The sequence below is a fragment of the Stenotrophomonas sp. YJH_SMC_58 genome, assembly GCF_059369635.1.
Window position 1 is genome coordinate 391,498 of the sequence record NZ_JCAFSW010000003.1, and the last position, 12,556, is coordinate 404,053.

A 12,556-nucleotide genomic window follows, 5' to 3' on the forward strand; every position below is an offset into this window, starting at 1 on the left:
ACCGCCTGCAATCTTCAGGTCCGCGGCAGGGTCACACCGGTCTGGCCCTGGTACTTGCCGCCACGATCGCGGTACGACGTCTCGCAGATGTCATCGGCCGCGGCCTGGAAGAACAGCATCTGTGCAACGCCTTCGTTGGCGTAGATGCGCGCCGGCAGCGGCGTGGTGTTGCTGAACTCCAGGGTGACGTGGCCTTCCCATTCCGGCTCAAGCGGCGTCACGTTGACGATGATGCCGCAGCGCGCGTAGGTGCTCTTGCCCAGGCACACCACCAGGGTGTCGCGGGGGATGCGGAAGTACTCCACGGTGCGCGCCAACGCGAAGCTGTTCGGCGGGATGATGCATTCATCGCCGACGATATCCACGAAGCTGCCCGGGTCGAAATGCTTGGGATCGACGATGGTCGAGTTGATGTTGGTGAACACCTTGAACTCGCGCGAGCAGCGCACGTCGTAGCCGTAGCTGGAGGTGCCGTAGCTGACGATGCGCTCGCCGTTGGCCTGCTTGACCTGCCCTGCCTCGAACGGCTCGATCATGCCGTGCTGCTCGGACATGCGGCGGATCCAACGGTCACTCTTGATGCTCATGCTTTGTCCTGGGGGTACGAGGGGGCGCGAGGATTCTAGCAGGGGGCCGGGCGTCGCCGGCGCCCCTCCCCCCGCCGAGGTGCTACAGCAGCGACGACAGGATCGGGATCGACGCCCGCGGGCGCTTGCCCACTTCCTCGATCAGGCGCTGCGCGGCATGGCGGTAGGCCTGGGCCGGGACCGAATCCGGCTGGGCCACGGTGATCGGGGTACCGGCATCGCCCTGCTCGCGGATGCCGATCTGCAGCGGCAGCGAACCGAGCAACGGCACGCCGTACTGCGCGGCCATGCGCTCGCCACCGCCCTCGCCGAACAGATGCTCGACATGCCCGCAGTTGCTGCAGGTATGCACCGCCATGTTCTCGACGATGCCCAGTACCGGCACCTCGACCTTCTCGAACATCTTCAGCGCCTTCTTCGCATCCAACGTGGCGATGTCCTGCGGCGTGGTGACGATCACTGCACCGGCCAGCGGAATCTTCTGGGTCAGGGTCAGCTGGATGTCGCCGGTGCCCGGCGGCAGGTCGATCAGCAGAAAATCCAGGTCATCCCACAGCGTGTCGTTGAACAGCTGGGTCATTGCCGAGGTGGCCATCGGACCGCGCCAGATCATCGGCGTGTCCTCTTCGATCAGGTAGCCGATCGACATGGTGTCCACGCCGAACGCGCGAAGCGGTTCGATGCTCTTGTTGTCGGGGCTTTCCGGCCGCCCGGACAAGCCCAGCATGGCGGGCACGCTGGGGCCGTAGATGTCCGCGTCCAGCACGCCAACACGTGCGCCCAGCTGCTGCAGCGCGACGGCCAGATTGACCGCGGTGGTCGACTTGCCCACGCCGCCCTTGCCGGAGCCGACCGCGATGACATTGCGGATGCGGGCATGTGGCGTCAGTCCCTTCTGGACCTGGCTGGCATGGGGGCGGCGGGGGGAACTGTTCACAACGGGCACCAGCTGTATCAGGGGGAATAACCCAACATCATACAAGCTGGACGTAGCCTGACTGAAATTCAGGATTGCTACAGATTCGTGCACAGATTGTTAAGTTCATGTTACGTTCCTGAAGCACTGTTTTGGGCTGCGGAGCTGGTTTCCAGCGCGCACGATGGCGCATGCGCAGTGCCGATTTTTGTTTTTTGCTCTTTATTGGAACTACATGAAATACGTAAGCAACACCGCACGTCGCAACACGCTCGCCGTCGCCCTGATTTCCGCTCTGATGGCCGCCGCCCCGGCAATGGCCCAGGACAAGGCGACCAACCTGGACAAGATCACCGTCACCGGTTCGCTGATCCCGCAGACCCAGGTTGAAACCCAGACCCCGGTGATGTCCATCACCGCCGAAGACATCCAGACCCGCGGCTTCAGCAGCGTTGCTGAAGTTCTGCAGCAGTCCTCGCTGACCACCGGCGGCCTGCAGGGTGGCCAGACCTCGGGTTCGTTCACCCAGGGCGCTGAAGCAGCCGGCATGTTCGGCCTGAACCCGGGTTACACCAAGTACCTGATCAACGGCCGCCCGATGCTCTCGTATCCGGCGCTGTACAACGGTAGCGACACCTTCAACAACATCAGCGGCATTCCGATCGACATCGTCGAGCGCATCGAAGTGCTGCCGGGTGGCCAGTCCTCGCTGTACGGCTCGGACGCGATCGCCGGTGTGGTCAACATCATCCTGAAGGAGCGCATGGACGGCGGTACGATGACCGTCCGTGGCGGCACCTACACCGAAGGCGGCGGCAGCAACATCCGCTTCAGCGCAGCCAAGGGCTTCAACGCGTTCGACGACCGCTTCCACGCCCTGGTCAACGTGCAGATCGAGAACGGCAGCCCGATCTGGGGCTACCAGCGTGACATCACCAAGCAGAACAACCCGGTCGGCTACACCGCGCAGGTGCCGTCGAACGACTTCGCCGTCATCACCAATGCAGACAACAAGCTGCTGATGATGGACCCGAGCCGCTGCGCCAACGTGGCAGGCCTGTACGACGGCACCACCGTCGTCGGCAAGCGCGCGTCGGGCGAGTCCTGCGGCTCGGTGTACAGCGCCGGCTACAAGACCCTGAAGAACGGCAAGAACAGCGGCCAGTTCTACTCGTCGATGACCTTCGACGTGAACGACAACTTCCAGCTGTTCGCCGACGTGCTGTACAGCAAGGAAAAGACCGAGTTCACCTCCGGCTCCAGCGCCCTGTGGTGGGGCACGAAGTCGGTCATGGGTGGCTTCTACGACCAGGGCGCCGGCAAGGTCGTGAACCTGCAGCGCGCCTTCGCGCCGGAGGAGATCGGCGCGGGCGACTACAACAACATCCTGAACTCCGATGAGAGCCGCGCCTACCAGGTCACCCTGGGCGGCAAGGGCATGGTCGGCGACTGGGATTACAGCGCCAGCTTCACCCGTGGCGAGTACCGCCTGGACCAGAACCGCTTCGTGCGCTGGAAGGACAAGATCGAGGACTTCTTCGGCCGGACCGTGCTGGGCCCGCGCCTGGGCACCTACACCGACCCGAAGGACCCGACCGCCACGTTCGGCATCTACAACCCGAACTACGCTGCCTTCTACTCGCCGATCACCCCGGACCAGTTCGCCAGCTTCACCGGCTACGGCACCCACCGCAGCAAGACCTGGCAGAACCTTGGTCGCGTGCAGGTGACCAATGGCTCGCTGTTCAGCCTGCCGGGCGGTGACGCCGGCCTGGCCGTAGTGCTGGAAGGTGGCAGCGAAGGTTGGGACTACTCGCCGGACCAGGCCTTCGTCGACGGCAACGTGTGGGGCACCACCGCCGTCGCGGGCGCCGGCCACCGCAGCAACTACGCGGTCACCAGCGAACTGCGCATGCCGCTGCTGGAGAAGCTGACCGTCAGCGCCTCGGGCCGTTATGACGCGTTCAAGATCGCCGACAAGACCGTCGACAAGGCCACTTACAGCATCGGTCTGGAATTCCGTCCGATCGAGAGCCTGCTGCTGCGCGGCAAGTACGGCACCGCCTTCCGTGCACCGACCCTGTCCGATGCCTTCCAGGGCATGAGCGGCTCGTACTCGTCCGGCCAGAACGACTACTACCGCTGCAGCCAGCTGGGCTACGGCCTGCGTGACGAGGCCTGCTCGTTCTACAAGAACACCTCGGTGTACAGCGAAAAGTCCGGCAATCCGGACCTGAAGCCGATCACCGCCGACGTGTGGAGCGCAGGCGTGGTGTGGGCCCCGGTGAGCAACTTCTCGCTGTCGGCCGACTACTACAACTGGAAGATCAAGAACGAGGTCAAGACCCTGAGCACCGACCAGCTGCTGCTGGCCGAGTACCAGTGCCACAACGGCCTGCCGAACAATACCTCGGCCAGCTGCCAGAACGTCACCGACTGGGTGTCGCGCGATGCCGGCGGCAACCTGACCCGCGTGTACACGCCGAAGCTCAACGTCGCCAGCCAGAACCTGGAAGCGGTGACGGTGGCGGCCAAGTACCAGCAGGATATCGGTCGCTTCGGCTCGCTGATGTTCTCCGGCAACTACACGAACATGCTGAAGCGTGAAGTGCAGCCGATGCCGGGCGCCGCCAAGCTCGACCTGCTGAGCGATCCGTACAACATGTGGTACTACGACAACTTCGCCAAGGTCCGTGGCGATCTGTCGGTGGCCTGGAACATCGCCAAGTTCACCACCACCGTGTACGCCAACTACGTCGGCAGCACCCCGAACTACCTGGCCTACACCGGCCGCAGCTACGGCTATGTCCACTCTTCCGGTGCCAAGGCCGGTAAGTGGGGTTCGTACACCACGTACAACCTGAGCATGAACTATCAGGCACAGGACGATCTGGTCCTGTCGCTGATGGTCAACAACGTGTTCAACAAGCTGCCGGAAGGCCAGCGCTACAACTACCCGGGCAACGAATCGACCCCGTTCAATGACGGCTTCTACAGCGTCTACGGCCGCCAGATCTCGGCCCAGGTCAAGTACAACTTCTGATCCCGTCGTTTCCCGGACTTCGTGTCTGGACCAGGCCCCGCTTCGGCGGGGCCTTTTTTTTGGGCTGCGTCGGGCCGGCAGGAATCATTCAGCATCCAGACATGTTCAGCGACACTCGAACAAAACAATAAAAATCAATAGGTTGTATCAATTTAGATCGAAGTACACGGAGAGCGAAGAGGCTCCTGACCACAGCTTGATGACTCCCTTATGAACGTTTGACAGCATCAGTTAATGTCGTGTTAATCTCGAGTTACCGGCAGGTGAAGCCGGTAACGCCGGGAGGCGGCAGGGTACTGCCGGGACCGGGCACGGGGCACACGGAGACGCCCGCAAGGCAAGTCCCCGGTGTACGACGCAATCATTGGATTCAAGGGGATTTCAGATGATCAATCGCAAGTCGCTCGGCCGGCATCCGCTGAGCTTTGCCCTCGCTACCGCCGTGCTGCTCGCCGCAGCGGCGCCGGCGATCGCCCAAGATGGCGCCGCGACGCAGACCGCTGAGGAAGCGGCCAAGTCGAAGGCAACCAACCTGGACACGGTGACCGTCACCGGCTCGCGCATCAGCCGCGACGTGTTCAACTCGGTGTCCCCGGTCCAGGTCGTGACCCGTGAGGAAACCACGCTGGCCGGCTTCAACTCGACCACCGCCGCACTGCAGAGCACCGCGGTGACCGCAGGTGCATCGCAGATCAACAACGCCTACGGTGGCTACGTCACCGACGGCGGCCCCGGCGCCAACACCCTCGGCCTGCGCGGCCTCGGCCCGACCCGCACCCTGATCCTGCTCAACGGCCGCCGCGTCTCGCCGGCCGGTTCGCGCGGCTCGGTCGGCTCGACGGACCTGAACGTGCTGCCGAACTCGATCGTCGACCGCGTCGAAATCCTGAAGGACGGCGCCTCCTCGATCTACGGCTCCGACGCGGTCGCGGGCGTGATCAACATCATCACCAAGAAGAAGGTCGACGGCGTCACCTTCGAAGGCCAGCACAATGCGACCGACGGCGGCGGCGGCGACGAACGTCGCTATGCGCTGACCTTCGGCACCACCGGCGAGCGTTCGCACTTCTCCGGTTCGTACGAGTACACAGTGCGCAACGCACTTAACCTTGGCGACCGCGACTGGACCCGCTGCGCCACCGACAAGTATCGCGACATCGATGCCGGCGACTACTGGGGCAGCGGCGACTTCATCGATCCGCTGACCGGCAAGTCCAAGTGCTACACCCTCGACGGCGGCGGCGTGACCATCAACACGCTTGGCACCAACACCCGTACCGGCGTCGCCGCGCCGGGGGGCAGCGGCACCCGCTTCAACCGCTGGCGCCCGAATTCGTCGGTCACCACCGGCCTGGTTGGCTACGAAGGCGTGGGTGCGCTGAACCGCGACACCTTCGACCCGCAGATGCTCAACCAGTCGCTGATCTCGCCGGTCAAGACCCACACCGCCTACTTCCAGGGCGGCTTCGACCTGAACGCACTGGGCGACGCTGAGCTGTACTACGAGTTCCTCGGCAACCACCGCAAGTCGACCCAGACCGGCTATCGCCAGCTGACCCTGGACTATGCAGTGGGTAATCCGCTTATCCCGGCCAACCTCCGCGACAGCGTTGCGGGCCCGGCCACCGACCAGACCAATGGCGTGCCGATGGGCGTACGTGCCTTCATTGGTTTCGGCAACGACCAGAGCAAGCAGAAGGTCGACTTCCTGCGCTTTAACGCCGGCCTGCGTGGCCACCTGAGCTCGGAATGGAATTACGACTTCAACATCATGCATTCGCGCAGCGATGCGGACTACACCTTCCAGAGCTTCCTGACCAGCCGCCTGGCGCAGAGCCTGGACGTGGTCTCAAACGGGGCCGGTGGCTTCGTCTGCCGTGACGCCTCCAACGGCTGCGTCGCCGCCCCCCCGGTGAACAACAACACCATCGGCGGCCGCCTGCCGCAGGACTGGAAGGACTGGGTGTTCGTCCCGGTCACCGGCAACACGCTGTACAAGGAAACCACGGTCAACTTCAACGTCAATGGCCCGCTGTTCGACATGCCGTATGGCTCGGCCGGCGGCGCGTTCGGTGTGGAGTACCGCAAGGCCCGCATCGACGACAGCCCGTCGCAGTACTCCATTGACCAGGACCTGTACAACCTGACCGCTTCCTCGCCGACCCGCGGCAGCGACTCGGTGTTCGAAGCCTACGGCGAATTGGAACTGCCGCTGCTGTCCGGTGTTACCGGCGCTGAGGAGCTGTCGGTCAACCTGTCCGGCCGCTATACCGACTACAAGTCCTATGGTTCCGACGAGACCTACAAGATTGGCACCCTGTGGACCCCGGTGAAGTGGCTGTCGTTCCGTGCATCCTACGGCACCTCGTACCGCGCACCAGCCCTGTTCGAGCAGTTCCTGGGCGCCACCACCGGCTTCCTGCCGCAGTCGTCCGACCCCTGCGACAACTACATTGAGGCCCGCCCGGAATCGATGCGCTACCAGAACTGCGCGTCGCTGGGCCTGGATCCGGAGTTCACCCAGCTGCAAGGCATCACCGTCTACACCCAGGGCGGCGCGGAAAACAACCTGAAGGCTGAAACCTCCACCGCCAAGACCTTCGGCGTGGTGCTGCAGCCGGAGTTCGGCCCAGCCTTCGGCGATCTGTCGCTGGCCCTGGACTACTTCGACATCAAGGTCGAGAACGGTGTGCAGGACGCAGGCGGCGCCGCCATCCTGCGCAACTGCTACGGCAGCTCCACCGCAGACTTCACTGCGGGCAACGGCCTGTGCCGCCTGATCCAGCGCAACCCGCAGACCAACCAGCTGACGGTCACCAACGGCTTCATCAACGTCTCTACCAACAAGGTGCGCGGCCTGGACTTCACCCTGCGCTATGTGCGTGACATCGGCCCGGGCGAGTTCCGTGCCACGCTGCAGGGCACGCACTACTTCGAGCAGACCAGCCAGCTGTTCTCGGACGATCCGAAGGTCGACTCGGCCGGCATGATCGGCTCGCCGGAAAACACCGCCACCCTGGACCTGAACTACAAGTGGAAGAACTGGCGCGTCCGTTACGGTCTGGACTGGATCGACAACATGGACAGCTACGCCTACTACGAGGAGCGCAACCCGGGCCTGTTCGATCCGGCCACCAGCCAGTACAAAATGTACACCCCGAACTACTTCATCCAGGCAGCCTCGCTGCAGTATGAAGCGGACAAGTGGTCGGTCACCGGCGGCGTGCGCAACCTTGCCAACAAGAAGCCGCCGACCATTTCGCAGGGCGTGCTGAGCACGGTTGGCAACGCGCCCCTGTACAGCGGCTTCGATTACTTCGGCCGCACGTACTTCGTGAACATCACCCGCTCGTTCTGATCCTGTTGTCACCCACCGCCGCCCTTCGGGGCGGCGGTTTCGTTTCCGGCCCCGGCCTTGCGCCGGGATCGTCCCGAGATCGAGGCAAGCAATGAAGCGAACCCTGCTGCTGGCGGCCCTGGCCGGCATCTCCCCCTGGCTACATGCCAAACCTGTCGCCCCAACCGTCGAACAACTGGCGGCCTTCCCTGCCATCTCCAGCCTGTCGCTCTCACCGGACGGCCAGCACATCGCCGGCCTGCGCGCCGATGGCGAAGAGCGCGTGATCGTGGTCTGGCGTACCGATGCGCTGGACAAGCCGCCGACGGTGATCGGCGCCAACCGGATGAAGTTCCAGAGCGTCTCGTTCATCAAGAACGGGCAGCTGGCGGTGGTGTTGTGGCAGCCCTTCGACCTGCGCACCGACCGCGTGACCAAGACCTTCGTCAGCAAGTTCTTCATCACCGACATCGAGGGCAAGCAGTGGAAAGAGCCCATTACGCCGCCGCGTGCCAGCAGCCGCAGCGAGGAACTCGAGCAGGCGCTGTCCAACCCGACGGTGCTGGACACGCTTCCCAATGATCCGGACCACATTCTGGTGATCAACGGCAGTGGCGGCAGTTCCGGCGATGTCTACAAGGTCGACCTGCGCAGCTTCACCTCGCAGCGCGTGCAGAAGACCGAGGAACGTGTGGCCGGCTATGTCACCGACCTGGACAGCGAGCTGCGTGCACGCCTGCGCCAGGACGTGGACGGAACCGGCGCCTATGTCGCTACCGAGTTCCGCAACACTGGCAGCGGTGCGTGGGAAGAGCACTTCCGCTCCTATGTGAAGAACCGCGACGTCAACCAGGTGATCGGCTTTGCCGATGACCCGAACATCGCCTTCGTGCTGAGCAACGTCGGCCGTGACAAGGCGATCGTGTACGAGTACGACATCGCCGCCCGCAAGCAGAAGGAAGTGCTGTACGAACACAAGCTGTTCAACGCCAGCTCGATGTCGATCAACCGCTATCGCAACGGCGCGATCCCGTTCGGCGAGATCCTCGGCATCCGCTATGCGGGCCCGCGCGGTGACGACCAGCAGTGGACGTCGCCGCAAATGAAGGCGCTGGACCAGGGCCTTCGCCAGGCCTTGGGTATCCAGCAGCAACCGCTGGAAATGGTCGACACCGCCAATGGCCAGCGCTTCACCACCAATTACGACACTGGCCGCAGCTACCAGGTGGTGGACTACACCCCCGACCTGTCCACCGTGCTGGTGGTCACGTCGGGCCCGTCCAACCCACCCGAGTACCACCTGCTGCGCAACGGCAAGCTGACCCTGCTGGCCAAGACCTATCCGGACATCCAGCCTGCGGCCCTGGGCGATACGAAGCTGGTCTATTACAAGGCCCGCGACGGGCTGGACATCCCGGCATTCCTGACCACGCCCAACACCGAACTGTGTGGCGCCGGCCCCTGGAAGGCGGTCGTGCACCCGCATGGCGGTCCCTGGGCCCGCGATGGGATCGACTTCGATGGCTCGATGTGGGTGCCGCTGATGGCGTCGCGCTGCATGGCCGTACTGCGCCCGCAGTTCCGCGGCTCGGCTGACTGGGGCCGCAAGCTGTGGATGGCGGGTGACGCCGAATGGGGCCAGAAGATGCAGGACGACAAGGATGATGGCGCGCAGTGGATGGTCGACCAGAAGATCGCCCGGCCTGGTCACATCGCCATGTTCGGCTTCTCCTATGGTGGATACTCGGCGTTTGCCGCCTCGGTTCGCCCGAACGGCCTGTACAAGTGCGCGATTGCCGGCGCCGGCGTCTCGGACATCAAGAAAATCTGGTCGCGCTTCTACACCAATCCGTTCTTCCGCCAGGCGCAGGCGCCGACCGTTGCAGGCCTTAACCCGCTGGACAAGGCGGGCGAGATGAAGATTCCGTTGATGGTCTACCACGGTGACCGCGACCGTACCGTGCCCATCGAGCAATCGGAGTGGTTCGTGAACAAGGCCAAGAGCTCGGGGCAGCCGGTCGAGTTCCATGCCATCGCCGACTATGCGCACGGTCCGGCCTGGACTCGGAAGATCATGGCCGACCAGCTGCACCTGATCGACGACTATCTCGGCAAGGGCTGCGGCGGCGACGGCCTGTAATCGATGCGTTACCCAAGCAAGGGCGCCCCACCGGGCGCCCTTGCTCGTTCTGGCCCTTGCGCCCGGCCATGACCTTCGACACCCTTGCAGGGCAGGCCGGCGGCGTATCGTTCGGCCCACGGCCGTCCCTGCGGCCCTTCCCTGACTCACTCGGCCTGGAGGCCATCAAAGTGACCCGTACTCCCAAGATCGTGCTGCTGACCCTGGCCGTTTCGGCCGCGCTGGTTGGCTGCGGCAAGAACGAAACCCCGGCCAAGGACGCCATCGCCTCCACGCCGGCTGCCGCCGAAGCCACCCAGTACACCCTGGACGAGAGCAAGCTGCCGGCCTACAACGCCTTCCAGCCCAGCGACCTCGATACCAGCAAGGACGCCTGCGGCGCCTTCGGCGACTACGTGAACAGCAAGTGGCTGGCCGCCAATGAAATCCCGGGCGACCGCACCAGCTGGGGCGCGTTCACCATCCTCGACGAGCGTTCGGTGGCCGTGCAGCACCAGCTGGCCGAACAGGTCGCGCAGGTGAAGACCCCGAACCACATCGAGAAGATCGTCGGTGACCTGTGGGCCACCGGCATGGACGAGGCCAAGATCAACGCCCAGGGCATCGAGCCGCTGAAGGCCGACCTGACCGCGATCGATGGCCTGCAGGACAAGGCGGCCATCGCCAATTACCTGCGCTCCAGCGCCGCCAAGGGTGACAACGTTCTGTTCGGCTTCGGCGCCGAAGCCGACTTCAAGAACTCGGCCGTGAACATGGCCTACGCCAGCCAGGGCGGCCTGGGCCTGCCGGACAGCACCTACTACACCGATGCCAAGAACGCCGACAAACTGAAGGCCTACCAGGCGCACGTCGCCAAGGTGCTGGAGCTGTCCGGCGTCGCTGCTGCCGACGCTGCCAAGCAGGCCGAGGACGTGGTCAAGTTCGAGACCCGCCTGGCCAAGGCGTCCAAGTCGCGCGTCGAACTGTCGCGCAACGTCGAGCTGTACTACAACCCGGTCACCGTGGCCGACGCGGACAAGCTGACCCCGAACTTCAGCTGGACCGAGTTCTTCAAGTCGCAGGGCGTGGCCGCACCGGAGAAGTTCTCGCTGGCCATGCCGGCCTTCCATGAGGAAGTGAGCAAGGCGCTGGGCGACACCGATCCGTCGGTGTGGCGTGCCTACCTGCGCTTCCACACCGTGGACAGCGCCTCGCCTTACCTGGCCGATGCCTTCGTGCAGGAGAACTACGAGTTCTACGGCAAGACCCTCAACGGGCAGAAGGAACAGAAGCCGCGCTGGAAGCGCGTTCTGGGCACCATCGAGAACGACGCCGGTGAAGCCTTCGGCCAGCTGTACGTGAAGGTGGCCTTCTCGCCGGAAGCCAAGGCGAAGATGGAAGAGCTGGTGAAGAACCTGGCTGCCTCGCTGAAGGACCGCATCCAGGGCCTGAGCTGGATGAGCGATGAAACCAAGGCCAAGGCCATCGCCAAGTGGGAAACCTTCACCCCGAAGATCGGCTACCCGGACAAGTGGCGTGACTGGTCGGGCCTGCAGACCCAGCGCGACAGCTTCCTGGGCAACGTGCGCGCGGCCAACGAGTTCAACTACAAGTTCAACCTGTCCAAGATCGGCAAGCCGGTGGACAAGACCGAGTGGGGCATGACCCCGCAGACGGTCAACGCCTACTACAACCCGCTGCAGAACGAGATCGTCTTCCCGGCCGCCATCCTGCAGCCGCCGTTCTTCGATCCGAAGGCCGACGACGCACTGAACTACGGCGGCATCGGCGCGGTGATCGGCCACGAAATGACCCACGGTTACGACGACCAGGGCGCACGTTTCGGGCCGACCGGCAACATGGAAGACTGGTGGACCGCCGCTGACAAGAAGAACTTCGAAGGCCTGACCGGCAAGCTGGTCAAGCAGTTCGACCAGTACAAGGTCGACGGCCAGGCGGTGAACGGCCACCTGACCCTGGGCGAGAACATCGCCGACCTGGGCGGCCTGGCCACTGCTTACGATGCCCTGCAGAAGGCCAGCGCCGGCAAGGAAGACCCGAAGGTGGACGGCTTCACCCGCGACCAGCGCTTCTTCTTCAACTGGGCCACCGTGTGGCGCACCAAGTACACCCCGGAGAACGCCAAGGTCCGCCTGGCGACCGACCCGCACGCCCCTGCGCAGTTCCGCGCCATGGGTGCGCCGTCGAACCTGCCGACTTTCGCGGCCGCGTTCCAGTGCAAGGCCGGTTCGCCGATGGCCCGCAGCGGCGACCAGCAGGTGGTGATCTGGTAAGCCACGGCTGACGCCGCGGCAGACCTGCAGAGGCCCGGGAATTCCCGGGCCTTTGTTTTTCCGGGGTGTTTTTCATCCACGCATGGTGGGGATCCAATGATCTCGGCGCTCCCCGCTAGCTGTGTAAACCCACCACGTTGTTCAGCGGGATTCTGGAAATAGGCGGTTGGCTGCCGATCCCCATGTGGGGTCGGTGCCAGTTGTAGTAATGCAGCCATTCAGGCAGCACGGCATCACGTTGCTCTGACGAAGCGTACTCG

The 12,556-nt window shown here is 64.0% G+C and carries 7 protein-coding genes; 4 read left to right on the forward strand and 3 right to left on the reverse strand.

Annotated features, from left to right (window positions below):
• Positions 1–14 precede the first annotated feature (14 nt).
• Both dcd and apbC read right to left on the reverse strand, forming a co-directional pair.
• On the reverse strand, positions 15–587 hold the full coding sequence (dcd, locus tag AC5P68_RS06525) for a dCTP deaminase (protein WP_010483020.1): 573 nt from the start codon (positions 585–587) through the stop codon (positions 15–17).
• Positions 588–669: 82 nt separating this feature from the next.
• A complete protein-coding gene (gene apbC / locus AC5P68_RS06530) occupies positions 670–1,524 on the reverse strand; it encodes an iron-sulfur cluster carrier protein ApbC (protein WP_033834539.1) in 855 nt (284 codons plus the stop codon).
• Between the two features lie 214 nt (positions 1,525–1,738).
• On the opposite strand from apbC, the gene AC5P68_RS06535 reads away from it, so the two are divergent.
• The 4 genes from AC5P68_RS06535 (at position 1,739) to AC5P68_RS06550 (ending at position 12,296) form a co-directional block, all read left to right on the forward strand.
• Positions 1,739–4,546 (forward strand): TonB-dependent receptor plug domain-containing protein, encoded by a 2,808-nt coding sequence (locus tag AC5P68_RS06535; protein ID WP_288416475.1) that lies wholly within the window; start codon positions 1,739–1,741, stop codon positions 4,544–4,546.
• A gap of 385 nt (positions 4,547–4,931) precedes the next feature.
• Positions 4,932–7,904, forward strand: coding sequence for a TonB-dependent receptor plug domain-containing protein (locus AC5P68_RS06540; protein WP_049451979.1), 2,973 nt, complete (start codon positions 4,932–4,934; stop codon positions 7,902–7,904).
• A gap of 91 nt (positions 7,905–7,995) precedes the next feature.
• Entirely contained in the window at positions 7,996–10,023 is a 2,028-nt protein-coding gene (locus AC5P68_RS06545) for an alpha/beta hydrolase family protein (RefSeq protein WP_164133458.1), read from the forward strand.
• A 170-nt stretch (positions 10,024–10,193) separates the two neighbouring features.
• Complete coding sequence (locus AC5P68_RS06550) at positions 10,194–12,296, forward strand: M13 family metallopeptidase (RefSeq protein WP_138969941.1); 2,103 nt, start codon at positions 10,194–10,196, stop codon at positions 12,294–12,296.
• A gap of 115 nt (positions 12,297–12,411) precedes the next feature.
• Here the strand turns inward: AC5P68_RS06550 and AC5P68_RS06555 are convergent.
• Positions 12,412–12,556: integrase core domain-containing protein (locus AC5P68_RS06555; RefSeq protein WP_495216051.1), on the reverse strand; the 145-nt coding region annotated here is incomplete at its 5' end.

Excerpts from the sequence above, each read along its gene's own strand:
- AC5P68_RS06535 (WP_288416475.1), top strand. The coding sequence starts at position 1,739 with ATGAAATACGTAAGCAACACCGCACGTCGCAACACGCTCGCCGTCGCC.
- AC5P68_RS06545 (WP_164133458.1), top strand. The coding sequence starts at position 7,996 with ATGAAGCGAACCCTGCTGCTGGCGGCCCTGGCCGGCATCTCCCCCTGG.
- AC5P68_RS06540 (WP_049451979.1), top strand. The coding sequence starts at position 4,932 with ATGATCAATCGCAAGTCGCTCGGCCGGCATCCGCTGAGCTTTGCCCTC.
- dcd (WP_010483020.1), bottom strand. The coding sequence starts at position 587 with ATGAGCATCAAGAGTGACCGTTGGATCCGCCGCATGTCCGAGCAGCAC.